This is a genomic window from Vibrio neptunius (assembly GCA_019339365.1).
GTDB lineage: Bacteria > Pseudomonadota > Gammaproteobacteria > Enterobacterales > Vibrionaceae > Vibrio > Vibrio neptunius.
Genome location: CP079860.1, coordinates 1,545,817 through 1,572,714, shown reverse-complemented (window position 1 = coordinate 1,572,714; position 26,898 = coordinate 1,545,817). Strand labels below are relative to the sequence as shown.

Here is a 26,898-nt window from a genome sequence, read left to right as displayed (position 1 = left end):
ATGCTTTCGTGCTACTGCTAAAGGGCGAGTGACTCCCTCGCCCCTTTTCGTTACTGAACGAATTCACGCATTGGCTTTATAGATGCTTAACTCGGCGCTTTACTTCTTCTTGCTTACCAAAGTTGAACGGCCGCGCATCAGGACTGCCCAGATAGCCACACACTCTCCGGGTTACAGAGACTTTAGTGGAATCGTGATTACCACAGCTAGGACACGTAAACCCTTTACTCGTACAGTCAAATTCACCGTTGTACCCACATTCATAACATTCATCGATAGGGGTGTTGGTCCCATAGTAAGGAACGCGGCTGTAGCTGTAGTCCCACACGTTTTCCAATGCTTCAACATTGCGCTGCATATTTGGAAACTCGCCGTAACAAATAAAACCACCACTCGAAATCTGCGGATAAGGCATTTCAAAATCGATTTTGTCGTATGGGTTGACCTTCTTCTCTACATCGAGGTGGAAGCTGTTGGTGTAGTAACCTTTCTCTGTGACCCCTTCCAGTACACCGAACTCTTTTGTATCAATCCGGCAGAATCGGCTACATAAGTTTTCACTAGGCGTACCATACAAGCTGTAACCATAACCCGACTCTTCGGCCCATTGGTTTACCTTATCTTTAAGATACTTGATGATATCGAGCGCTTTCTGTCGAAGCTCTGAGTTGTCATAAACATGTGTCTGATTGCCGTATAAAGCATTAATCGTTTCATGAACACCTATGTAACCCAAAGAGATAGACGCGCGGCCATGTTTAAAAATGTTGGCAATAGGTTCATCAGCCTTTAGGCGAACGCCACAAGCGCCTTCCATATAGAGAATTGGCGCAACACGTGCTTTCACGTTCTCTAACCTAGCAATGCGTGTCTCTAAAGCACGGCGTGCGAGTTCTAACTTCGTATTCAAAATCTGATAAAACTTGCCCTCGTCACCTTTTGCTTCAATCGCAATTCGAGGAAGGTTAAGACTGACAACGCCCAGATTATTGCGCCCTTCATGGATCAACTCACTATTTTCCTCATAGGTTCCTAGGAAACTACGACATCCCATTGGTGTTTTAAATGAACCCGTGACCTCAACCACTTTGTCGTAATTGAGAATGTCTGGGTACATACGTTTTGATGCACACTCAAGTGCAAGCTTCTTAATGTCATAGTGAGGATCGTCGGCTTTATGATTCAATCCATCTTTTATTCCGAAGACAAGCTTAGGAAATACGGCCGTTTTACGGTTTTTTCCTAAACCAGCGATGCGATTTTTAAGAATCGACTGTTGGATCAATCGAGAAGCCCAACTGGTCCCTAGACCAAACCCGAAGGTAACAAAAGGTGTCTGGCCATTGGCGGTATGCAGCGTATTTACTTCGTATTCCAGAGACTGAAAAGCGTCATAACACTCTTTTTCGGTGCGCGCGCGTGCAAACGCTTCAGGTTCATGAATATCCCATTCCTGAGCAATGTTAAGGTGCTTTTCGTAACTGGCCATAACATAAGGCTCAAGCACTTCATCAATACGGTTAATCGTCGTGCCACCGTATATATGGCTGGCGACTTGAGCGATGATTTGCGCGGTCACTGCGGTCGCTGTAGAAATTGATTTTGGCGTATCTATCTCAGCATTTCCCATTTTGAAACCATGGGTCAGCATGCCTTTTAAATCGATTAACATGCAGTTAAACATCGGAAAAAACGGCGCATAGTCCAGATCGTGATAATGAATATCGCCTTGCTCATGGGCCTGAACAATATCGCGAGGCAAGATGTGTGTTTTGGCGTAATGCTTAGCGACTATCCCCGCCAGTAAATCACGCTGGGTCGGAATAACCTTGCCATCTTTATTGGCGTTTTCGTTAATCAGATCAACATTGCTTTCTTCGATTAATCCTTCGATCTCACGAGTCAAAACGCTTTGCTTCTCTCGTGCAATATCGCGATCATGGCGGTACTCAATGTACGAGCGTGCGAGTGACTTATAAGGCCCCTGCATTAACTCATTTTCCACCAAGGTTTGAATTTCCGTTATATGAACTTCATCGTGATCTTTAAGCTGCAGCTCCACCGCTAGCGCCACATTTAGCGCGTATATGGCGATTTCTTTATCTACATGCTCTGCCGCTGCTTCAACAGCAGCCTGAATGCGATCCCTGCTAAACGGAGCTCTAGAGCCGTCACGCTTGATTACGATTGGTTTCACCTTCTCTCCTTACCCTTTACATACTCACAGACTTATCCACAAATACACTATATAGGGTTATTTTTCATTCTACCGACACAATATGTTGTGGCGTATTTAACGAAATGAACCAAGCTCTTGTATTGATTTCGATCAATAAAATTAGGCCCTAGATTAAGAACAAATCGATCTTAGTGGCCGTGATCTCAGCTTGAAAGAAATGTATGAAAAAAGTGATTTTTATTCGATTTTAACTTGATTTTTGTTGAGTACTTATAGAATAAAGGCTGTACCTGAAAACAGAGTTTATAGCGTATGACTAACACTAAATTCAAAGCGATTTTGGCGATCCTGTGGATAACGAGTTCAACCGCTTCTTTTGCCGCTTCTGCTCTCACAGTCACAGCATGGAATTTGGAATGGCTGACCTCTCACCCTTCAGACAAATTCTCACAGTCCCAACGAAGCAAACAAGATTTTCAAGCACTCGCAGGGCACTTTTCGGCAATCAATAGTGATGTACTCGCTTTTCAAGAAGTGGACGACCAACAGGCGCTGCGTAAAGTGATTGGAGATGGTTATCGCGTTTATTTCTCTGACCGCGCGTCAGACGTTTATAGGAAGCAACAGTTTGACGAGATCAACCAATATACGGGGTTTGCAGTCAAACAAGATATTGAGGTGGCGGACAAGCCAGACATTCAACTTGATAAAAGAAAGAACAGTAAACTCCGATTTGGCACTTACATTGTACTCAACCCAAATGGCTCACAACCCATACATGCCCTGTCCGTCCATCTAAAAGCGCGCTGTAGCGGCGCCTATAAAAACAGCCGTGACTGCAAAATACTCAAATCGCAGGGCAAGGTATTGAACCAATGGATCAGTGAACGAGAGCGACAAGGACAGAACTACGCCATACTGGGCGACTTCAACCATAATCTCAGTGACAACGGAGATTGGTTATGGAAAGTCATTTCTCACTCTTCACAAGCCATACTAGCGACAAAAGGCACGCCGGCAAGATGTAAGGTACGTTCACGCAAGAAACCGAATAAAACGCACCAGTTTCGTTCGCTTATCGACCACATTATTGTGAGCCCCGGGTTGACCACCGCTCAAACCAATCAAGATGTGTTTCCCACTGCATTGGTTCTCCAACAACATTTAAGTGACCACTGTCCCATCAGCACCCAACTTAACTGATAAGGCACTCTTGCATTGTTAGTCTAAAGAAACCATTTGGGTACTCGGCGCGGTCACATGCTTAGCGAGTAAGGACCCTAACACCATAGATGCTAGGAAGATAACAATATCAAAATTGCCGAAAGCTAGGCTCGTAATGGCGGGGCCTGGACATATCCCAGCGAGTCCCCAGCCGACGCCAAACAATGCTGCACCACAGATGAGCTTGCTGTCTAGCTGCACTTTCGTAGGCAGAGAAAATACCTCTCCGGACAGTGCTCTGGCTTGAGGTTTTATCAAAAAATGATAGGCCGGTGTAAATACAAGTAACGCGCCCCCCATGACAAATGCTAAGCTCGGATTCCATGCTCCTGTGACATCTAAAAACCCAATCACGTTTTCAGGATTTATCATCCCTGACAACGCCATACCCATACCAAAAAGTAACCCACTGACTAATGCAGAGACTCGAACTGTCGTGTTACTCATAGTGTTACCCCTAGCGAATATAAACCGTCACAGCCGCAACCACCATAAAAATGACCGTTGCGACAAGTGAACGAAAGGAGAATCGACCGACACCACAGATGCCGTGACCGCTGGTACAGCCATTGCTTAGTCGAGTCCCAAACCCAACCAGCAAGCCAGCGATGACCAGAAAAAAAGGTAGAAATGGACTCGGTATCAGGTATTTCAATACCAATCACCACAACACTTAGAGCTCCGCCCGCAACCATGCCGATAAGAAACAGCAAACGCCACAAAAGATCATTAGATTTTGGTGATAGCACACCGTTGACGATGCCACTGATTCCCGCCACTTTACCATTAATCATTAACAGCAGAGTTGCAGATAAACCGAGCAAAACTCCGCCAGCAAGTGATAACCAAGGAAAAGACTCAAATGTCATGATGCCCTCCGACAAAAAACCGCATGGAAACACTCAATCAAAGTGTCGATTCGAGCGTCAGCTAAGGAGTAAAATACTTGTTGAGACACCTTACGTGCCTTAATCAAATGGTTTTTACGTAATACCGTCAAATGTTGGGAAAATGCAGATTGACTGAGGAGAGCATTGTTTTGCAGCTCCCCAACGCCAATTTCACCTTGTGTCAGTTGGCAAAGGATCATTAATCTAACCGGATGAGCCATGATCTTAAGAATACCCGAGGCTTCCTCTGCACTGTCTCTCATCTGAATGATATCAAGAGTATCTGGATTCATATCGACCTTACATTAGACTTTACTTAATTACCTCGAATTGTGGCCCAATTTTTTACATTAGTCAATGCTAAATTAGATAATTTACATTTAGAATATTTTAGTTTAGCATTGGCTAATATTTAGAGCATCAAGACCCATTCTTACAGGTATTCACTATGACTAAGCTTGTTATCATAGGTGACGTTGCGCGAGGAGCTTCAGCAGCAGCGCGTGCGCACCGATTTGAGTGAAAGCGCCGCAATCATTATATTTGGACACGGCGAGTTTGTTTGATTGGAAAAGTAAATAATAAACCACTCTTCTTTCGAGAGTGGTGACTCATGTACTTTGAATTAATTTTGGAGTTAAGTAATGACAAAAATTCTGATTGTTGGTGGTGTTGCTGGTGGAGCATCAGCCGCTGCACGTGCGCGCCGTTTGAGTGAAAGCGCAGAAATCATCATGTTCGAAAGAGGAAGTTTCGTCTCGTTCGCCAATTGCGGCTTGCCATACCACATCGGTGGGGACATTAAAGATAGAAGTAAGCTCCTCCTGCAAACTCCAGACAGCTTCTTAGCTCGATTTAACGTTGATGTTCGTGTTATGAACGAAGTCATATCTATCGACCGACACAACAAACAAGTTACGGTTAAGAATCTACTGGATAGTAGTGAATATACGGAACGCTACGACTTCCTTTTGCTGAGCCCTGGAGCCGGCCCTGTGGTTCCTCCAATCCCTGGTATTGATAACCCACTTACCCACTCTCTACGTAACATTCCAGACATGGATCGTATTATTCAAACCATCCAGATGAACAAGCCAGAACACGCAACGGTTGTTGGTGGCGGATTCATCGGTCTAGAAATGATGGAAGCCTTTCACCAGTTGGGAATTAAAACCACACTGATTGAGATGGCGGATCAGGTGATGACCCCTGTCGACCGCGAAATGGCGGGCTTTGCCCATGCTGAAATACGTCAAAAGGGCATCGATCTTAAACTAGGGGTGGCGCTTGAAGCCGTTGAGTATATACCAAACCAGCATATTGCTAGCTTTAGCTCTGGCGAAGACACCGAACACCAACATGTCGAAGGTGAGCTAAACCTAACCCTTAACAACGGTGAGTCGTTAACCACCGACATCTTGATCATGGCCATCGGTGTGCGTCCTGAAACTAAGCTGGCAAAAGAAGCAGGGCTACAAATTGGTGAGCTAGGTGGTATCTACACCAATGAAATGATGCAGACTAGCGATCCTAGTATCTACGCTGTCGGTGATGCGGTCGAAGAAAAAGACTTTGTTACGGGTGCACAAACTCTGGTTCCCCTTGCAGGGCCTGCTAACCGTCAAGGTCGTATGGCTGCCGACAATATGCTCGGACGCAATGAAACCTATCATGGTACACAAGGCACCGCTATTTGTAAGATTTTTGACCTTGCCGTTGCCTCAACAGGGAAAAACGAGAAGCAATTGAAACGCGAAGGTGTTGGCTATGAAAAAGTCTATGTGCATACCGCTAGCCACGCAAGCTACTACCCAGGCGCTGAAATTGTCTCGTTCAAGATGTTGTTCGATCCTAAAACAGGACAGATTTTTGGTGCTCAAGCGGTGGGCAAAGATGGTGTCGATAAACGAATTGATGTGATGGCGGTTGCCCAAAGAGCGCGCATGACTGTCGAGCAGCTTCAACACTTAGAGCTCACTTACGCACCGCCATATGGCTCGGCGAAAGACGTCATTAACCAAGCTGCATTTGTTGCAAACAACATCATCAAGGGTGATTCAACACCGATACACTTCGATGAAATGGACTCGCTAACTAATGATCAACTGCTTCTCGATGTTCGTAACCCAAGTGAACTCAAAAACGTCGGTTTCATCAAAGGTGCCATCAATATACCTGTCGACCAGTTGCGCCACAGGATGGAAGAACTGCCAAAAGACAAAGAGATTGTAATCTATTGCCAAGTGGGGTTACGCGGTAATGTCGCTTATCGTCAATTAGTAAATAGTGGTTACAAAGCAAAAAACTTAATGGGTGGATATCGAACTTACCTATACTCAAAAAGGTAATAAAGGCGACCAACCACAGGGAGCAGCCCGCTCCCTGAATTCTAAATTCACTCACCCGTTATGCAATTTACATATTTGTTTCACACTTGAGCCGTACTATCAGCGCGGTATTTCAAGGAGGAACCATTTTGATGACTGCTCATAAACTGGCTATCTTGGCCACTTGCACTGCTATCGCTCTGTCGGGCTGTGCGTCTCAGCCAAACACTCAACTGGCTATGGAGTGTAAGATCACCGAAAAGCCAGAAAAATCTCAGTCTTCTATCACCGGGTTAACACTGTTAGGTACTTACGTTGCTGACAGCCAGTTTGATACTTCAGCCGCTGAGATCGTCGCTTACGACGAATGCAGTGATCAACTGTTTGTGGTTAATGCTCAAGCAAAACGTGTCGACGTGATGGCGTTAGATACACAAAATCGTCCCACTAAAACCGCTCACATTGATTTATCCACCGCGGGTCAAATGGCTGGCATTGAGATTGGTGCGGCAAACAGTGTTTCCGTTCACAATGGCTTAGTTGCTGTCGCGATTGAAAATCAAGTGAAACAGAAAAATGGCCTAATTGCTTTGTATCAAGCAGAAACACTTGAGCTTGTTAAGACTTACCCTACAGGCGCACTGCCGGATATGGTGTCTTTCTCTAAGGACGGTCGATACATTGCAACCGCGAATGAAGGTGAGCCTAATGCCGATTACACCGTTGACCCAGAAGGCAGTATTACTTTAGTCGATCTTGCTTCGGGAGTTGAACAAGCGAAAGTTAGCCAAATCTCCTTCAAAGCCTTCAATCAGGGAGAGTCTCGACACCATGAACTCACCCGTTCAGTCAGAATATCCGCACCTGGGGCAACCGTTGCACAAGATTTGGAGCCTGAGTATCTAACTTTTGCCGATGACGGCTATTTATATGTCGCCCTGCAAGAAAACAACGCCCTCGCTAAAGTGGATGTTAGAGCGGCTTCCGTTGAGTCTATCTTCGGTTTGGGGGGAAGAGCTGGGAAATTCACACCCTAGACGCCTCGAACAAAGATAAAATAGTCGGCAACTTCCACTCCTATCCACAGTTGGAAGGCCTATACATGCCGGATTCCATCGTCAGTTTCCAAATCGATGGTCACACGTACATCGCAACCGCTAACGAAGGCGATGGTAGAGAGTATGGATTAAAAACGACGCAAAGTGTCTGTGATGAGCGCGGATTCAACTGGGATGAAGATAATTTTTCGGGCACAGAAAAATACACCAGTGAACAAGGTTTCTGTATCGCCTACAGCGATGAGCTACGTGGTAAGGATTTAGAGGTTGCTGCTTCCCACCCACTGAAACACTCATTGAGTGATAAGACACAACTGGGTCGCCTCAAAGTCATCAAACCCACTGGGAAACTTGAACAAAACGATACCGTGTACAGTTTTGGCAGCCGCTCGTTTTCACTATGGAATGAAAACGGTGAGCTGGTGTTTGATAGCGGAGATGAATTTGCAGACATCGTACACACGTTAGACTCAGAACATCTAAATAGCAGCAATGACAGCAACAATACGGCAGACGATCGCAGTGATGATAAAGGTGTTGAACCAGAAGCGATAGAAGTCGCCTTCATCAATAATCGCCATTACGCATTTATTGGATTGGAACGCCAAGGAGGGATTATGATTTACGACGTCAGCACTCCAACTGCCCCAATGTTCATTAGCTACATCAATAATCGTGATTTCTCCAAGCCGGTTTGTACTCAAGTGTCTGAAGGCGAATGCGCTAACGGTACCTACAATTCTGAAGCAGGAGATTTAGGCCCGGAATCTATTCGCTATTTCACCCGCAGCGGCCAGCATCTGCTCGCAGTGGGCAACGAGGTAAGCGGTACCACATCCATTTATCGCGTTGATCTATAGAACGGAAAAGGCCACATGATGTGGCCTTTACTGTCAATGCTCATCTGCTTGATAGCAAATTACGTTCAAACCAATCTCAGATAAAGCCACTTCAAGCTGCTGAAAACATAGACTCATTTAAATGGTTATCACTCCACCAGCCATCAATCTTCGTTCATTCTTCACTGCAATTGATAGTACCTTATGTTGTTTTTTTTGCATTGAGGCCATACGATAAAATAAATATATCGTCTACTCGCCGCTATTTTCGACTTATCAAGGCCTCCAGACTCGTTAATGATTATTTAATAAAATTAGTTATTCAATTGGGATAACTATATAAATAACAATAATGCCAATAGAAATAAATTACCTTGTTTACGTATTTTGTTGATCCGTGAACCAAGATCTTGCCGAGCAAAAAATAGCCATTGCATTTAATAACACTTAGTTATATTTTGTTTCGAAACATTAATATCTTATAAAAATAAAATGAAATTTGTCAGTTATCTGTTAACAGTTATCTCTTCCGCTGTTATTGCAAATCCACTCCCTAATGATGAGAAACTCCTTGATTCTTTAATCGAACGAGGGGTTATTTGTGATAACCAAACCTATGAAGAGAAACAAGAATCTCTCCAGATTTATCTTGCTAATAGATTCGACAAAAACAAAAAAAATAATAATAACAATAACAAGAAAAGTAACCCGACTGAAACAAAATGCATCTCAGCAGATAAGAATAAATAAGCTGAAAATTCATTAATTCATCTTCCCTTTGATTAGGGATTTTGTTGTTCACGCAACGTTATGCCCACTTTATTAAGTGGAATTTGGCAATCAGAATATAATAAGGAAATAATATGAGTCCTATGAGGAAAACACTGCTGGCAACAGCAGTGCTGACCCTTTTAGTGTCAGTGGTCACGCCAAAACACCTATAGACTTAGGTGTAATGAACGAAGAGAAAATCATCGAAATGTTGGTTCGAAAAGGCCTTCTTGATGAAAACTCTTCCGTTGACGAGCAGAAAACTGCACTTAACAAATACCTCAACGCAAAACTCAACAATGGCTTTAAAGGTGACGCGCAGTTCGGAAAAAAAGCACTCGAACAACGGGCGAAGATCCTAAAATCAATAGAAACCAAACAAGGTCAACATAGAGCACACATGTTTGCCTTTGACCTCTCTCAGAAGCGTACTGACAAGGTACTGGCCTTATTGGTTGATTTCCCAGATTTACCATGGAATGAAAACCGATTAACGTCTGAGCATACCGAGATGCTTTACGATAGCTATAAACCTGAACACTATCAGAACTTACTTTTCTCAGGTGCTGGTTATCTTGGCCCGAATGGCGAAAATCTTATCTCAATGCGTCAATACTACGAGAGTGAGTCTGGAGAAAGCTATAGTGTGGCAGGTCAAGCTGCTGGCTGGTATCGAGCTTCAAAAAACGCGTCATTCTATGGTGGCAACTCGGCAACAACAGACAACGATCTCAACGCTCAGGAATTGGTTCGTGAGGCATTGAACCAGTTAGCACAAGATCCAAGTATCAACCTTGCCGACTATGATATCGAAGACCGCTATGACTATGATGGTGACGGTAACTTCCGTGAACCAGATGGCGTGATTGACCACTTAATGGTGTTCCATTCTTCCGTTGGTGAAGAAGCTGGTGGCGGTGTATTGGGCGATGATGCGATTTGGTCTCACCGTTACAATCTAGGTAAGTACCATGTGCTAGAAGGTACTTCAAGTACGGTACCTGGTCGCTTTGACGGCAAATACGCGGCATTCGACTACACCATTCAACCTATTGACGCCGCGGCGGGTGTTTGTGCTCACGAGTATGGCCATGATTTGGGCTTGCCTGATGAATACGACACTCAGTACACAGGCAAAGGTGAACCCGTCTCTTACTGGTCAATCATGTCTTCAGGTAGCTGGGCTGGCAAGATTGGCGGCACGCAGCCAACGGCATTCAGCTCGTGGGCGAAACAGTTCCTGCAAGAGTCGATTGGCGGTAAGTGGATTTCGAACCAAACCATCGCGCTTGGAGACCTGACAACAAAAGGCGAAGAAATTACGCTTCACCAGACTATCGACAACGATAAGCAGAACATGGTCCGCATTGACCTACCTGTAAAACGTACCGAAGGTCATAAACCTTACTCAGGTAACTTCAGTTTCCACTCAGGTAAAGGTGACGATCTGAAGAACAAGATGTCTCGTCAGCTTACTCTCCCTCAAGGGAGTAATGTCAAACTGGTATTTAAAGCTTGGTATCAGATTGAAAAAGACTACGATTACGCTCGCGTATTGATCAATGGCCAACCGATCGCTGGTAACATCACAACGATGGATGACCCATACAACACAGGGCTTGTACCTGCTATTGGCGGTGAATCTGCTGGTTGGGTTGACGCAGAGTTTGACCTATCACAATGGGCTGGACAAACCGTAGAATTAAGCTTCGATTACGTGACAGATGGCGGACTGGCAATGGAAGGTCTGCATATCGATAACATCTCAATTGAAGCTGACGGTACTTCTACCTTGATTGACGATGCAGAAGGAAAATCTAGCTTTGCACTGAGTGGCTACCGCCTAAACGATGGCTTCAACGAAGCTGCCCATTACTACCTACTTCAATGGCGTAGCCACAACGATGTCGATGAAGGTCTGAACAACATCAAACGCTTTGGTCAATTAATGTCATTCGAACCAGGTCTAATCGTTTGGTATGTTGATGAGTCAATGACTGACAACTGGGTTGGTAAACACCCAGGAGAAGGTTGGTTGGGAGTCGTCGACGCTGACCAAAATGCAATGATTTGGGCTAACTCAGGAGCAGCGGCGCAAACGCGTTACCAAGTACGTGATGCGGCATTCTCATTGAACGATCAAAAAGCAATGCGTCTTGAAAACAAAGATGGTGACGTACTTGAAGATGTCAGCCTAATTGGCAATGCTTACTTTGCTGACAACCAAGACTACACCAATCCTCAAGCCCCTGATGCTGGTCGCCTTCTGGCTGAGCACGGTGTTCAAATCGAAGTGATTGAGCAAGCTGCCGACAATACTTACGGTGTCATTAAAGTCTCGAAAGCAGAACAACCTAACCAGGTTCCAGTCGCAGCATTTACCTTGTCAGCAGATGGCCTAAATGTTACAGCGAGAGACTCGAGTTCTGATAGTGACGGCTCAATCGTTGCGTACCAATGGGATTTTGGTAACGGCGAATCAAGTTCTGAGCAGTCACCTTCTTGGACTTATCTGAATGACGGTAGTTACACTGTTTCTCTAACTGTGACCGATGATCGTGGTGATCAGCATACGGCGACAGAAACAATTACCGTTGAAGCAAACAATGTACTTCCAACAGCAAGTGCACGTTACATTCATCTAGGTCGTTGGGTCACTATGTGGTCTACCAGCTCGGACCCAGACGGTCGCATCGTTGATACAGAATGGGTTCTACCAAACGGAAAAGTAAAACGCGGGCGCGTATTTACCTCTATCTTCCCAAGCTACGGCAAGCAGGAAGTTCGTTTGACCATTATGGACAACAATGGTGATAAAGTTTCTAAAGTCATCACTGTCGATTTATAAGGATTTCTCCGTTCCTTAACTTCCCTACTCCTCATATTTGAGTGAGATTTGAGCGCAACTCTGGTTGCGCTCTTTTTTATCTTTAATTCTTGGTGTTCTCTATCACTTGCCATGCTCCAAAACTCATTCAATACACTGTTAACTGAATATTTATTCTCATCTCTCAATCCAAGTTGATTTCTTCAAGAAATGTAGCCTAACGATAACTAGATGTGTCATTCAAATTTTAGAGTTTAAATATCTTAGTAAAACTGAGAAATGAAAGTACACACACTTCAACCAAGCGCACAATAAGTTCAAAAAGCCACCACATCGCTCATTAAGTAAACTTAATTATTAACTAATCATTTCTGTATAAAGTTTGATCTTTATTCAATCTCAATTCATTTAACACCTGATTACTTTGACTCCACCATAGTAAATATGCGATCAAAGATGAGTAAATACTCTACAACCAGAATAATAAGTGAATAATTATGAAGAAGACATTAATTTTGGCTGGCTGTATGTTTACAACGCCAGCTTTCGCAGATGACCTACCAATCACTCCTGAAACCGTAAGCGTGCGCTACGCGTCTGAAGTGCAAAACCAACAGACATACACTTATGTTCGCTGCTGGTATCGTCCAGCGCAGAACCATGACGACCCTTCCACTGAGTGGGAATGGGCTCGTGACGACAATGGCGATTACTTCACTATCGATGGGTATTGGTGGTCGTCGGTCTCCTTCAAAAATATGTTCTATACCAATACCCCGCAAACTGAGATTGAAAACCGCTGTAAAGAAACACTAGGGGTTAATCATGATAGTGCCGATCTTCTTTACTATGCATCAGACAATCGTTTCTCCTACAACCATAGTATTTGGACAAACGACAACGCAGTAAACAACAAAATCAATCGTATTGTCGCCTTCGGTGATAGCCTGTCTGACACCGGTAATCTGTACAATGGATCCCAATGGGTATTCCCCAACCGTAATTCTTGGTTTCTCGGTCACTTTTCAAACGGTTTGGTATGGACTGAATACTTAGCGCAAAACAAAAACGTACCGCTGTACAACTGGGCGGTCGGTGGCGCTGCCGGCACCAACCAATACGTCGCATTGACAGGCATTTATGACCAAGTGACGTCTTATCTTACGTACATGAAGATGGCAAAGAACTACAACCCAAACAACAGTTTGATGACGCTGGAATTTGGCCTAAATGATTTCATGAATTACGGCCGAGAAGTGGCGGACGTGAAAGCTGACTTAAGTAGCGCATTGATTCGCCTGACCGAATCAGGCGCAAGCAACATTCTGCTCTTCACTTTACCGGACGCAACAAAGGCACCGCAGTTTAAATATTCGACTCAGGAGGAAATTGAGACCGTTCGAGCTAAGATTCTTGAGTTCAACACTTTTATTGCAGAACAAGCGACACTCTATCAGGATAAAGGACTGAATGTGGCTCTTTACGATGCTCATAGCATCTTTGATCAGCTGACATCTAATCCTAAGCAGCACGGTTTTGAGAACTCAACAGATGCCTGTCTGAACATCAACCGCAGCTCCTCTGTCGACTACCTCTACAGTCATGAGCTTACTAACGATTGTGCGTATCATAGCTCTGACAAATATGTGTTCTGGGGAGTCACTCACCCAACCACAGCAACACATAAATACATTGCCGACCAAATCATTCAGACCAAGCTAGACCAGTTCAATTTCTAACTAAGTGGAAAAAAAGGAGGCAGTTTACTTGCCTCCTTTTTTATTTTCATACCATGCTAAACCGTGACACGTTTTCCCCTGACAACGTTAATACTAAACAAAGCAATAACAGCAAGCACAAAGGGCAACACGTAAACATTTAAGCTCTGCCACCCTACCGTTGCTTCAAGCCAACCCGATAACAACGCAGTGATGGTTACGCAGCTAAAGACAAAAAATTCATTAAAGGCCTGAGCTTTCGATTTGTTGTGCATGGCATACGATTGGCTGAACAGTCCAGTCGCGGCAATAAACATAAAGTTCCAGCCTACACCAAGTAGAACCAGAGCAAACGAAAAATGCCAAATAGACTGGCCGTGGATATTGATCGCAATGCAAAGCACAAATAGGATCCCACCGGTGAGAATTATCTGCCTCGCACCAAACTTTTCAATCAATTTGCCAGTAAAAAATGCAGGTACAAACATCCCAAGCACGTGCCATTCGATAACCCCAGCCGCCCTCTCGAAGTCGAAGCCACAACCTATCATCGCAATTGGCGTGGCTGTCATAAGAATGTTCATCACTGCATAAGCCACCATGGCTGCAAACACCGCCAACATAAAATTAGGTGCTTTGATAATATCAAGCAGTGGTTCAGCGTTATCCGCAGAGGCTCCTGTATGATGAGCCGGAAACTGAATAGTTTGCAGTAAGCACAATGCCATAATATTGAGTACGATCAATGACATGAAAGCACCGACGTAAAGCGAATCTCCTGTCATGTGTTGTGAGTACACGGCTAAGTTAGGCCCAAGGATAGCCGCCAACACACCACCAGCCATGGATATAGAAATAGCACGATGTCGTGCGTTTTCTTCACACACTTCAATGGCGGCAAAACGGTACAATGTACCAAAACCAATACCAATACCGAGTAAGAAGGTCCCAACACAAAAAAGATAAAATTGCTCACTATACAAGGCATAAGTCGCGACGGTAGCACCAGCAATGCCGACCAAGTTACCAAGACTAAAACCTTTACGCCGGCCAAACTTGCCCATAATCAAAGAGGCAGGGATAGTAGCCACCATTAGCCCTAAGAATTGCAACGCGACGGGCAAGGTGATCATACTTTCACTGGGTGCAATTTGTTGTCCCACCAGCCCAATCACAGAGATAAGTAGGATATTGCCTGTCATCAGTAATGCCTGACACAACGACAAAATCCAAACATTCTTATTCACTTTAACGCCTCGTTAACCGCTATATTTGCGTGTATTTCAGTGGTATCAAACAACGGGATATCAGTATCTTGCTCTGATATCAATAAGCCGATTTCGGTGCAGCCTAGTATCACGCCTTGCGCACCCTCAGCAGAAAGATCCTCAATAATGGTTTTAAAATCTTGCTTTGAACGCGCGTTAACATCACCTAAGCAGAGCTCATCGTATATCACATCATGGACAAGCCTGCGCTGAACGCCATTTGGCACAATAACGTTTATTCCGAACTTATCGGTTAAACGTTGTTTGTAAAATACCTGCTCCATTGTAAAGGCCGTACCCAGTAAACCCACGGTGTTAATCCCTTGCTCTACTAGCTGCTGACCAGTCGCATCGGCAATATGAAGCAGCGGAATTGATACGACTGCCTCGACCTGACTCGCTACTTTGTGCATCGTGTTAGTCGCAATGATCAGAAAGTCTGCGCCCGCCTTTTCAAGTGATTGCGCCGCTTCACTGAGAATAACTGCCGTTTTATCCCAATCCCCTTTGTGTTGCAGCGCTTCTATCTCGGCAAAGTCGACACTATTCAGAATGAGTTTGGCTGAATGCAACCCCCTTTTTCTCTCTTGACGCTCTGGTTGATGAGTTTGTAGTAACTTGCTGTTGATTCCCAACTCATCCCGCCAATAATACCGATTGTTTTCATCACGACTCCCTTCATATAGATATTGTTTTAATTAATCAAATGCATAACGAAATTACAAACAAAAAGTGATCTGAGGTTGTTAACCGATACCCTGTAAGATCCTCACTCCATAAAAAAACCCTGAGTGGTTCACTCAGGGTTTTTGTCTTTTCAGTAGTGTTACGCTAGCTAGTGACTTCTTCTTTAACGGGCAGCACTTGCTTGACATAGCTACCTGGTGCAGGTTCCAGTACAGGGAACTGTTCATTGCCTGTGCTGAACGGCTCAACTTGCTCTTCAGGGCTAAAGCCCAGCAACCACTGATGCCAATGTGTCCACCAAGAACCTTCTGTGTGAGTGGCATTACTCAACCATTCGTCTGCACTCTCATCCAAACTATCGTTGGTCCAGAAACCGTACTTGTTTTTCGATGGATGGTTAACAATACCAGCAATGTGTCCTGACTCACCCAAAACAAACGTTTTGTTGCCACCCACATTCAGTGCACCACGATACGTCCCCTGCCATAAAGCAATGTGGTCTTCTTTGGTTGAAACAAAGTAACTTGGGACCTTTATTTTATTCAGATCAATCCAAACGCCGCCAATTTTGACACCTTTGTCCTGTACCAGTTTGTTGTTTAGATACAGTTCACGAAGCATAAAGTTATGACAACTGGAGCTAACATTAGTGCTGTCGCTGTTCCAATACAGAAGATCGAAGTCTACTGGGCTTTGGCCCTTGAGATAGTTATCTACGTAGTAGTTCCAGTAAAGACTGTTCTCACGCAGTAAACTGAAGGTCACGCTTAATGAACGGCCGTCCATATAGCCTTTGGCATTGTTTTGCGCTTCAATGGCACTGATAATGGTGTCATTAATGTAGGCACCAACTTCACCAGGTTGCGAGAAATCTAACAAGGTGGTGAAGAAGGTCGCGCTCTTAATACGCTTCTTCATACGCTTAGCCGCATAGTAAGCAATCGTACTAGCCAGAACCGTACCACCAATACAGTAACCCGCGGCATTGATTTGTTCCTGACCTGTGATGTCCTCTATTGCTGATACTGCTTTCGCCACACCTTCAGTCACATAGTCACCAAATTCTATCTGACTTTGCGCTTTGCCCGGGTTGCGCCAAGACATCATAAATACCGAGTGTCCTTGTTCAAGCAACCAGCGAACCATAGAATTCTTCTGACGCAAATCCAGAATATAGTATTTGTTTACGAATGGCGGCACGATCAATAACGGCGTCGCATGAACTTTTTCAGTCATTGGACGATATTGAATTAGCTCAAACAGTTCGTTGCGATACACCACTTCACCTGCCGTATTCGCAACATCGTCGCCCAAGCGAAAAGCGTTATTATTGGTCATGCGGATCTTAAGAATATCTGCGCTCGATTCAACATCTTCCTTCAGTTGTTCTAAACCTGCCAGCAGATTTTCGCCATTTTGCTCTAGAGTCAGCTTCAACAACTCTGGGTTAGTTGCGATGAAGTTACTTGGAGACATAGCGTTAATGGCCTGACGAGAGAAGAAACTGATGCGCTCTTTTGCTTTCTCATCGAGGCCTTCAATACTATCGATTGTCTGTAGGTATGTTTTGCTGAAGAGTAAGTATGACTGCTTGATGAAGTTGTAAAACACATCATTTTGCCATTCTTCGTTCGAGAATCGCTTATCGCCCTTTTCCGCTTCAACAATGGATTCACTGTTTTGCGCAAGAGCGACGTTTTGCCAAATTTGCAACTGCTGTTGCCACCATTCAGCTTGGATTTTCAACATTGCAGCTGGTTGGTTCGCAACACTTTCGAAGAGCTTAGTCGTATCTTCGAAATTCACTTCTTGCATTGCTTTGTTCAGAGGGGAATTGACGGCTGCCCTGCTTAGTTCTAGATCTTCCCACCATTTTTGATTGGTTTCCTGGAGCTTCACAAGGTAGTCCGAAAAGAAGTGTTGATACATATTGCTACTCCTATGATCGGAAAAAATGCCGCCTTGCGGCGGCACATACAAGTCAGTGTTATGCGGGCGTCACTGTCTTAAGGTTTTCCGTTGTTAGCTGATCAACGTCATCTTTGAACTCTTTAGCAATAGACTGAAGCTTGTTGCTGTCGTCCATCATTTGTTGAGAAAGCTTAGTTAGAACTGAAAGCTGCTGGCTGTTGAATGCGGTTAGAGAAGTGACGTCTTTGATTTCACTGGCCGCTTTCATTTGAGTCAGGCCCATTTCGCTGTAGGTGCGAATAGCATTCAGTTGAAGTTCAGTCATGACTTCGACATTCTTAGTCACAAGTTTGTTGAACTTTACATACGGTTCTAGGCTCTTTTCAGTTTGGTCTGTGAAAGATTTGAAAAAATCAGTGTACATAGTCTTACTCCTGGGTTAATTCCATTTTAATTTGGCTAAAATTCAGGCTCGATTTGAATTTAAGCGATAGATTTAATAACGACTGCGGTTCCCATACCGCCACCAACACATAAGGAAGCGACACCATAAGTACCGTTACTTCTGTTAAGTTCGTGAACTAGGGAAACCAAAATACGGTTGCCTGATGCACCTAGAGGGTGACCAAGAGCAATTGCACCACCATTGACGTTAGCTTTGTCTAATATTGAAGATACGGATACATCGTGTTCTTGCGCTAGCTTGTGGATGACACCAAGTGCTTGCGCAGCAAACGCTTCATTCAGTTCATAAACACTGATATCACCGGTTGTGATGTCGGCGTTGCTCAATGCTCTAGTCACAGCGTCTACCGGACCCAATCCCATGATTTCTGGGTTTAGACCAGATTGTGCGTAACTTGCAATCTCAGCAATAGGCTGCAAACCATGCTTTTTAACCGCAGTTTCGCTTGCGACTATGATGGCACTTGCACCATCGTTAATACCCGACGCATTACCAGCGGTGACAGTGCCTTCTTTTTCGAAAGCCGGACGAAGCTTTTCTAGACCACTCAAAGTTGCATTCGCTTTTGGGTATTCATCCGTATCAAACACAATCGTTTCTTTACGTTTTTTCACGTCAACAGCAACAATTTCATCAACAAACTTACCTGCCTCAATCGCCGCAACGGCTTTCATTTGACTGGCAAGTGCGTATTCGTCCTGCTGCTCACGGCTGATGCCGACTTCACGAGCAACGTTTTCTGCCGTTTTGCCCATATGATATTGATTAAAAACATCAGTCAATCCATCATTGATGAGCAGATCAGTCAGATTCATGTTGCCCATTTTGTGGCCATCACGAATGTTGCTAGAAACAGTGAAAGGAATCTGCGACATCACCTCAACACCGGCTGCAACGACGACGGAAGCATCACCAGAGCGAATATGGCTGACGGCGTCCATAACCGTTTTCATTCCACTACCACACACCATGTTGAGAGTGTATGCAGGTACCGATTCGGGAATACCGGCATAAATAGCTGCCTGACGGCCAATACCCATGCCTTGTCCCGCGCCGACAACGTTACCAACGATAACTTCGTCAACGAGTTCAGGAGCAACATTGCCTTGCTCCAATGCCGCTTTGATCGCAATTGAGCCAAGGTTTCCTGCCGAGATATCTTTTAACGTTCCGCCAAATGCGCCAATTGGCGTGCGCTTCGCTGCGACAATATAAACTTTTTCCATTTGTCTGGTCCTTAGTGCATGTATAAGCCGCCATTCACAGACAAGGTCTCGCCTGTGATGTACGCGCCGGCATCACTTGCTAAGAACGAAACTGATTTAGCAATTTCTTCCGGTGTTGCGAGACGTTTCATTGGAATTTGAGCTTTGATTGATTCAAGCACTTCTGGCTTCATCTGCTCAACCATAGGCGTACCTGTGTAACCTGGAGCAACAACATTAACCGTCACACCGCTTCTCGCACCTTCTGCAGCAAGCGCTTTGGAAAAGCCGATCATGCCCGCTTTCGCCGCCGAGTAGTTTGCTTGGCCAAACTGACCTTTTAAGCCGTTGACTGAAGAGATGTTGATAATTCGCCCATTGCCTTTTTCACACATCGCAGCAAACAGTGGCTGTGTGACGTTGAACACGCTGTTAAGGTTCGTGTCCATGACTTCTTTCCAAGCCGACGCTGTCATCTTTTTAAACACGCCATCTCTAGTGATGCCCGCATTGTTCACCACAACATCGATAGTCCCTTCCTCTTCTAACAAAAAGAGCTAAGCGTTCAGCGCACTGTTCAGTATTGGTGACATCCAACTCGAACAAGCGAACTTGATCTTCATTGAATCCTTTGTCGTTAAACCACTCTAACGCACACTGATATTTACCCGTAAAATAGGTGGCAATGACACGATAACCATCGTTAACCAATTGAGAAGAAATTGCAGAACCAATTCCGCCTTTAGATCCAGTGATCAAAGCGATTTTTTTCATTAAGAGACTCCATTCTTAATAGCAATAATAATAATTAACTTGCCACTAACCGATGCCAACAATAAGCACCAACCAACGTTATTAATAATATTTAAATAAGGAACTTTCCGCCCTTGCTCTGTTATTTAAAACTAATGCCTTAATATGACAGTTCAAATACTTTTTTAATTTAGTTGCATAATGTTGAACGGGATCTCATAAGGAGTGTAATGTTACGTAGCTGTTAACTAATCATAAGTCATTGTTTTGCAAGAGCATTATTTAAGATCCACTTTTATCAGCAATAGCTAAAACACTGTTTTAACTTAATTTTTCCTCATTTACACCTATTTCATCAGTCTTTATCACCTTTTATGATGTATTTATTTCCGTTGCCGATTGGTTCACATTGATATGATAAAATAACCATTTTGTTATTAAACTTTGGTTTAACCATGCAATGCATTGCTATCTACAATATGGTTAATTAAACTCATAAACCCATGTTTATTTTAATATATGTTTAAATTAACGTTATTTATACTAAAGTAGAATAAAATTCTCGAACACTGTGCTTATTTTATAAAATCTAGACGCAAAAAAACCCGGTAAAGCTTACCGGGTCAGCCAATATCGAATCGTCTTCCTATCAGTGAACTGATACGGCAGCGGATGGTTTAATTCGGTAGAAAATGGCAAATAATACCGGGACGACGATCAGTGTTAATACCGTCGCAAACCCCAAACCAGACATGATTGTTATAGCCATCGAGCCAAAGAAAGCATCGAACACAAGTGGAATCATTCCTAGTATCGTTGTCAATGCGGCCATACTTACCGGGCGTACACGAGATATCGCGCTGTCAAATATCGCTTGATAAGGCTCTTTACCCGATTCCAACTCAATATTTATTTGGTCCAATAAAACGATACCATTCTTGAGAATCATACCACTTAGGCTCAGCAAGCCAAGGAATGCCGTAAAACTAAAGGGCATGTCGGTCGCCAACAATCCTATAGAAACACCAATGATTGACAGTGGGACGGTCAACCAAATAACCAGCGGTTTACGCAGTGAGTTAAATAAGAACATGGTGATAATAAACATCAGCATGTAACCCATGGGCAATGAACCAAACAAGGCTTCTTGAGCATCTTTAGAAGACTCATATTCGCCACCCCAGCTGATGCTGTATCCTTCAGGTAAGCTCATTGCCTGTACTTTAGGCTGAATACGAGCAAATAAACTTGCTGCAGTTTCATTACCCAGTACATCATGGTCAGCCAATACAGTTAGAGTACGTTTACGATCACGACGCTGAATCAGTGGTTCTTGCCATTGAAGGCTTACACCATCAATCACTTGATCCACTGGGATATATGTCTGCAGCGATGGGCTCCAAATCTTCACATTGGCCAAGGATTCGAAATCAACGCGTTCTTCTTCTGGCAAACGAGCGATAATCGGCAGCATATGCGTTCCATCACGCAATAGACCAATTGGCGTTCCACCAAATGCCATTTGCAAAGTATTGGATACATCCTCTTTTGAGATGCCTAAACGACGAGCTTTTGATTCATTAAACTGAGGTACTAACTCCTTGGTACGTTCACGCCAGTCGTGACGAATATTTCGAGCGCCAGGATCGGCTAATAAAATGTCTTCAACCTTAGTCGCAATCGAGCGTAGAGTCTTAGGGTCAGGACCTGTGATTCGAGCTTCAATCTTAGAGGCTGGTGACGGACCAAACTCCATCAACTTGAACTGGAATGTGGGCTGATTGAACTGAACTGAAAGTTCTTTATCAAGCTCCTCCAGAAGTGAGAACATCACTTCTCGATCTGTTGTCCTGATCTGCAGCTGAGTATAGGCTTGATAACTTTTCTCTGGCTGATAAGTCAGTGCGAATCGCTGCAAGCCTTGGCCTGTTGTAGTGGTTACAAATTCAACATTATCTTTAGCACGAATGTACTGTTCGACCTTCTTCGTTTCTTCGATTGTTTTACGAATGTCCGTGCCTTCTGGCATCCACATATCTACGTAAAACATGGGGGTATTTGAAGGTGGGAAGAATGACTGCTTGACCATGCCAAAGCCCATCACGGCAACGACTAGCAGTCCAACCATGCTAGCAACGGTTAACCAACGGAAACGAAGCGCCAACTTTAAGCATGCGCCAAACACAGCAAACAAGATACCTTTGTAAGGATCAACGTCTTCACCGTCAGCGTTCGTTTCATTTTCCTTAAGCATTAAGTCCGCAAGAAAAGGGGTCAGCGTGAGAGCCGTGATCCAGCTTAGGAACAGTGAGAAACATAACACCCAGAACAAAGACCCCATAAACTCACCGGTCGCATCTTGCGAAAGACCAATGGGGGCAAATGCGGTAATAGCGATGACTGTGGCACCAAGTAACGGCCATTGAGTCTGCTTAACAATATCAACAGAGGCTTGAAGCTTAGTCTTGCCTTTCTTCAGCCCGACCAATATGCCTTCCACAACAACAATGGCATTATCCACCAGCATACCCAAGGCGATTATCAGCGCACCTAGGGAAATACGGTGTAATTCTACATCATACTGTTTCATTAAAATGAACGTACCGAATACCGTCAGTAAAAGCACAGCACCAATGATCAGGCCACTGCGTAATCCCATGGCGAAAAGCAAAACGATGATAACGATCGCAACGGCCTGACCTAGGCTGATAATGAAATCATTGACTGAATTGTCAACTTCTGTGGACTGATTGTAGAAGTAATTGATTTCTACCCCTGCTGGCTTAATGCTCTCCAATTCCGCCAGTTCGGCCTGAATCGCGTTCCCTACCTCGACAACATTGACACCAGATCCAAAAGAGATCGCTAGATTGATTGCTGGTTTACCGTTGTATGTCAGTACGTTAGAAGGTTTGTCTTGAATACCTCGTGACACTGTAGCCACGTCTTTCAAACGAATCAGGTTACCCGTATCACGGCCGTGGATAATGAGGTCTTCCAACTCCTGTTCCGAGCTCATAGTTCCGTTTGGTCGAATAGTTAGTGACTGGCCATTCACCATCACATCACCAGCGGACTGTACACTGTTTTGCTGACTCAGTAGGCCAACCACGGTGTTCATATCCAAATTAAGAGCAGCGAGTCTTTCCAGCGACACTTCGACGAACAATTGTTCCTGCTGATCACCTGAGATGGTTACCTTGCCAACACCATCAACTAATTCCAGCTCACGGCTCAAATAATCAGCATAACGTTTTAGCTCGATATAGTCGTAGCCATCTCCCGTTAGCATCAACATAACGCCATATACGTCACCAAAATCGTCAATGATCTCGATAGAATTCACCCCACTTGGCAACGATGGTTGAAGATCATTGATTTTACGGCGCATTTCATCCCAGATTTGTGGCAATTCGTCCGGGCCGTATTCCATTTCCATGCTGACCATAATCTGTGACATGCCATTGGAAGACGTGGAGGTGATCTTGTCGATATAAGGCAATTTTCGAATTTCTTTCTCAAGCGGGTAGGTTAACTCTTCCTCCACTTCCTGTGAGGTTGCCCCCGGATACGTCGAGATGATCATCGCATCTTTGATGGTGAATGCTGGGTCTTCCAAGCGACCAAGATCCATAAATGACGTGTAGCCACCCACCGCCAAAATGACCAGAAATAGCCAACTGATGACTTTGTTTTTTATTGAATACTCCGCAATGCTCACTGCTGCGCTCCTTTAATTTCCATGCCTTCACGCAGCTTGCGTAAGTTAGAGTTAATAATGATGTCACCAGCATTAATGCCTCCAGTGACCAGCGCGCCAGAGCCGTTAATCTCGCTCACCGCAATCGGATAGCGATGGGCAATATTGTCTTCCAACTTCCATGCAAAAAAGTCCTGTGGATTAACGCCTGTATCAACCGCTGTCATTGGCAGTTGATATCCTTGAATGGTATTGAGACCAGCCTTAACCAGATCGACTGAGACTTGCGCGCTCGTACCCGGCAGAATACGTTGCTCAATCTGAGGCATGGACAGCCAGAACTCATACGTTTGGCTATCTGGGTGCAGTTCACTCGTGTGCTCCAGATAAGACACGGTATAAGTTCCATCATGACCCGCAAACGTCGCCGTCGGTTGGTAGCTGTCTGAGCTCAATTCAGGTTTGAGCATTGCTAGGACGGTATCCGACACGTTGAGTTTGACGTAAACTTGTTCGCCTTGGTAGATGGAGACAACCATTTCACCGGGGCTGGTGTTCTCAAACTTTTGCTTGTCTACGCTAGACACTACACCATCAAACGGGGCTTTTAGACGCGTATAAACCACTCTGAGTTTGGCAGTACCTAAGTTCGCTTTTGCTAGTTTGAAATTGGCACTTAACTCATCAAGATCAGCACTTGAGATCATTTTGTTGTGTCTTAATTCCTGACCACGCTTAAACTGCTTTAGTGCCAGCTCGTATTTGGCCTGAGCATCGGTAAGGTTTTGTTTTGCTTTCGCATCATCAAGAATCGCAACGACCTGTCCCTTTGTGACATTGTCACCTTCCTGAACCAGAATCGAGGATATCTCGCCATCAAGTCGGAAAGATAAAGGGGTCAGCTCAGCGGGCATCACCTGACCATTGAAGCTTCTATGTTGACTGGTGAGAGGCGAGCCAACTTCAAATGTATCCACTCGTAGTTCATTTTTTTTCTCTGTGTTCCACAGATGGTTTACACGCCACAAGACCTAAAACAGAGAGCGCAATGATTGAGGCTTTAAACATTTTCATATCAGATCCCTCCCTCTTTGATCCAAGCTTTAACCTGTTGACCAGAAGCCAATTTGTCTACGCCAGCTTCGACAATAAGGTCGCCTTTCTCCAACCCGGAGATAACGTCACCATGTTCATCTAGCGTTACTTGAATTTGTTGGATGGTCTGATTTTCAGAATTAAATCGATACAAAAGTCCAGTGGTATCGTGCTTTGAAATCCACGCAGAAGGCGCAATTTTTATCGTCGCTTTCTTCTCATCATTGACCAAGCGAACTTGGCCCGTCATTCCAGGTAATAGGTTTAATTCTTGTGGTCGTTGAATCGTGACGCTGGCGCTGTAACTGTTGGTATCAACGTCCGGTTGCGTTGAAATCTCTTTGAACTGCGAAGCTATGTCGACATCGCGATGACTGTCCATAGAGACGGTGAGTGTCGAAGCGCTGAACTTGTCTAATCCATATTGCTCGGTGTAAGTCACAGGTACGGTGAAAACAACGTCCATGACACTGTTATCGATAAGGTTTAGGATCGGTTGGTTTGCACCAATGACTTGATGTTCTTTGGCAAAGGTAATGGAGACAACACCATCAAAAGGAGCGGTAATACGGGTATAGTTTAAATCTGTGACAGCCTGTTCATAGGCAGCTTTAGCCGCTTTATACTGAGTTTCTGTCTGGTCAAAATCATCCGTACTGATCAGCTTTTTTGAGTACAATTGATCTGCTCGATTAAATGCTGTCTTAGCTAAGCTGTACTCGGCCTGACGAGCATCCAACGCAAGCTGATAATCGTTAGGGTCCAAAATAGCAAGCACATCCCCTTTCTCGACCATACTTCCCATCTTTACCTTAAGACTCTCGATTTCTCCAGCGACTTGAAAAGAGAGGGTCGCTCGGTCAGTGGCATCGATTTTAGCAATAAAGGAATCGACCTGGCTTTGGGTTACATCCGGCACTTCCATCAACTTTACTGGTGTCACAACGGGTGTTGTTACTTCTGATATGGCTTTATTACAGCCAACCAGCGTCAACCCGATCGCACTTGCGATCAAAAGCTTCGCTGATGGCCTCATTCTGAATGCAGATTTGATCATATGGTGATCTCATTTTAATTTTATTACACAGTCGTGCAGTATATTGGTAATATAAGCGAGATCAATGTTTATTTTCCACACGTACAGTATAATTTTTTAGTAAGCTTGTTTTATAAGTGATGTATGAGATGAAAAGCGCTGCGATTTCTGTTAGAAATACCGCGTCACAAGTAATTGAATGAGAAAATGACTGAAAGAAAGCAAGGCCGCCGAAGCGCCCAAGATGCAGAAAAGACAAAATGTGCAATCATGAAAGTGGCAACAGCACTCTTTTGTGAGCTCGGCTATGAACGTGTGTCACTGCGAAACATCAGCGAAAAAGCCGGGGTTTCGCACAGTTTGATCAGGCACCACTTTGGTAGTAAAGAAAAAATCTGGTATGAAATCAGTGATAGTCTCCATCGCTATATGGAAACCTATATGCGTACTATCGTCGAACACATGCCACAAGACATCACCGCTAACGTTAAGCTATATTTATTCTCTGTCCGCCTACTCGCGCATCTGTTGACCTTTAAGCAACCTATCCAGCTGATCGCCGACGCGGTGCGTCAAGAAGACACGCTGTTCGACTATTTCATCGATAACTCAGGTGAATTAGAAGATATGGTCAACCGTATCGCTGATGACTATAACCAAGCCTTTCCTCAAACTCCGGTTAAGATCTGGGAAATCAAATGGCAGATGATCATGTTCGCCCATGGTGCCGCAAGCCTGGGGCCATTTATGCGTGAAACCTGGGTTGACGAAACGCAAGATTATCAGCAGTGTTTGCTCAATCACTGGGGCATGTTTAACCAAATGATGGCCTGCCGTTTTCACATCCCACAGGAACACATTCTTTCCCCAACCAAAGTCGCAGACTTGGTCTTTGACGTACCTTGCGAAGTGTCGGAAACGCCTGCTTAATGACGTTAAACATT

General features: G+C 44.4%; 14 protein-coding genes and 6 pseudogenes. 7 read left to right on the top strand and 13 right to left on the bottom strand.

Annotated elements, in window-relative coordinates; all coding sequences use genetic code 11:
* Positions 1-76: 76 nt before the first annotated feature.
* Entirely contained in the window at positions 77-2,197 is a 2,121-nt protein-coding gene (nrdD, locus tag KW548_23850; protein ID QXX08622.1) for an anaerobic ribonucleoside-triphosphate reductase, read from the bottom strand.
* Positions 2,198-2,491: 294 nt separating this feature from the next.
* Here nrdD and KW548_23845 point away from each other — a divergent pair, with 294 nt between their 5' ends.
* Positions 2,492-3,382: an endonuclease/exonuclease/phosphatase family protein gene (locus KW548_23845; GenBank protein QXX08621.1), complete on the top strand. Its 891-nt coding sequence runs from the start codon at positions 2,492-2,494 to the stop codon at positions 3,380-3,382.
* An 18-nt stretch (positions 3,383-3,400) separates the two neighbouring features.
* Here KW548_23845 and KW548_23840 read toward each other — a convergent pair whose 3' ends face one another.
* From KW548_23840 to KW548_23830, 3 genes and pseudogenes are all read right to left on the bottom strand, one after another.
* A complete protein-coding gene (locus KW548_23840; GenBank protein QXX08620.1) occupies positions 3,401-3,850 on the bottom strand; it encodes a YeeE/YedE family protein in 450 nt (149 codons plus the stop codon).
* Between the two features lie 10 nt (positions 3,851-3,860).
* Positions 3,861-4,272, bottom strand: a pseudogene (locus KW548_23835) (YeeE/YedE family protein).
* Complete coding sequence (locus KW548_23830) at positions 4,269-4,586, bottom strand: metalloregulator ArsR/SmtB family transcription factor (GenBank protein ID QXX08619.1); 318 nt, start codon at positions 4,584-4,586, stop codon at positions 4,269-4,271. The pseudogene KW548_23835 and the gene KW548_23830 overlap by 4 nt, the downstream one beginning before the upstream one ends.
* Before the next feature lie 351 nt (positions 4,587-4,937).
* Here KW548_23830 and KW548_23825 point away from each other — a divergent pair, with 351 nt between their 5' ends.
* From KW548_23825 to KW548_23805, 5 genes and pseudogenes are all read left to right on the top strand, one after another.
* Entirely contained in the window at positions 4,938-6,641 is a 1,704-nt protein-coding gene (locus KW548_23825) for an FAD-dependent oxidoreductase (GenBank protein ID QXX08618.1), read from the top strand.
* Between the two features lie 131 nt (positions 6,642-6,772).
* Positions 6,773-8,538 (top strand): annotated as a pseudogene (locus KW548_23820) (choice-of-anchor I family protein).
* 471 nt (positions 8,539-9,009) lie between these two features.
* A complete protein-coding gene (locus KW548_23815) occupies positions 9,010-9,267 on the top strand; it encodes a hypothetical protein (protein ID QXX08617.1) in 258 nt (85 codons plus the stop codon).
* 113 nt (positions 9,268-9,380) lie between these two features.
* Positions 9,381-12,136, top strand: a pseudogene (locus tag KW548_23810) (immune inhibitor A).
* Between the two features lie 476 nt (positions 12,137-12,612).
* Complete coding sequence (locus tag KW548_23805; protein QXX08616.1) at positions 12,613-13,854, top strand: SGNH/GDSL hydrolase family protein; 1,242 nt, start codon at positions 12,613-12,615, stop codon at positions 13,852-13,854.
* 56 nt (positions 13,855-13,910) lie between these two features.
* On the opposite strand, the gene KW548_23800 is transcribed toward KW548_23805, so the two are convergent.
* The 9 genes and pseudogenes from KW548_23800 to KW548_23760 form a co-directional block, all read right to left on the bottom strand.
* Positions 13,911-15,080, bottom strand: a complete 1,170-nt coding sequence (locus KW548_23800; protein QXX08615.1) for an MFS transporter — start codon at positions 15,078-15,080, stop codon at positions 13,911-13,913.
* Positions 15,077-15,768: pseudogene (locus KW548_23795) on the bottom strand (aspartate/glutamate racemase family protein). Before KW548_23795 ends, KW548_23800 begins: the two are co-directional and overlap by 4 nt.
* Positions 15,769-15,932: 164 nt before the next feature.
* On the bottom strand, positions 15,933-17,717 hold the full coding sequence (gene phaC, locus KW548_23790; protein ID QXX08614.1) for a class I poly(R)-hydroxyalkanoic acid synthase: 1,785 nt from the start codon (positions 17,715-17,717) through the stop codon (positions 15,933-15,935).
* 58 nt (positions 17,718-17,775) lie between these two features.
* Positions 17,776-18,123, bottom strand: a complete 348-nt coding sequence (locus KW548_23785) for a phasin family protein (protein ID QXX08613.1) — start codon at positions 18,121-18,123, stop codon at positions 17,776-17,778.
* Positions 18,124-18,182: 59 nt separating this feature from the next.
* Positions 18,183-19,391: an acetyl-CoA C-acetyltransferase gene (locus KW548_23780; protein ID QXX08612.1), complete on the bottom strand. Its 1,209-nt coding sequence runs from the start codon at positions 19,389-19,391 to the stop codon at positions 18,183-18,185.
* Between the two features lie 11 nt (positions 19,392-19,402).
* Positions 19,403-20,144, bottom strand: a pseudogene (locus KW548_23775) (SDR family oxidoreductase).
* A 628-nt stretch (positions 20,145-20,772) separates the two neighbouring features.
* A complete protein-coding gene (locus KW548_23770) occupies positions 20,773-23,844 on the bottom strand; it encodes an efflux RND transporter permease subunit (protein ID QXX08611.1) in 3,072 nt (1,023 codons plus the stop codon).
* Positions 23,841-24,897 (bottom strand): annotated as a pseudogene (locus KW548_23765) (efflux RND transporter periplasmic adaptor subunit). Before KW548_23765 ends, KW548_23770 begins: the two are co-directional and overlap by 4 nt.
* Position 24,898: 1 nt before the next feature.
* Positions 24,899-25,975 (bottom strand): efflux RND transporter periplasmic adaptor subunit, encoded by a 1,077-nt coding sequence (locus KW548_23760; protein ID QXX08610.1) that lies wholly within the window; start codon positions 25,973-25,975, stop codon positions 24,899-24,901.
* 186 nt (positions 25,976-26,161) lie between these two features.
* On the opposite strand from KW548_23760, the gene KW548_23755 reads away from it, so the two are divergent.
* Positions 26,162-26,884, top strand: a complete 723-nt coding sequence (locus KW548_23755; GenBank protein ID QXX08609.1) for a TetR/AcrR family transcriptional regulator — start codon at positions 26,162-26,164, stop codon at positions 26,882-26,884.
* The last annotated feature ends 14 nt before the right edge of the window (positions 26,885-26,898 follow it).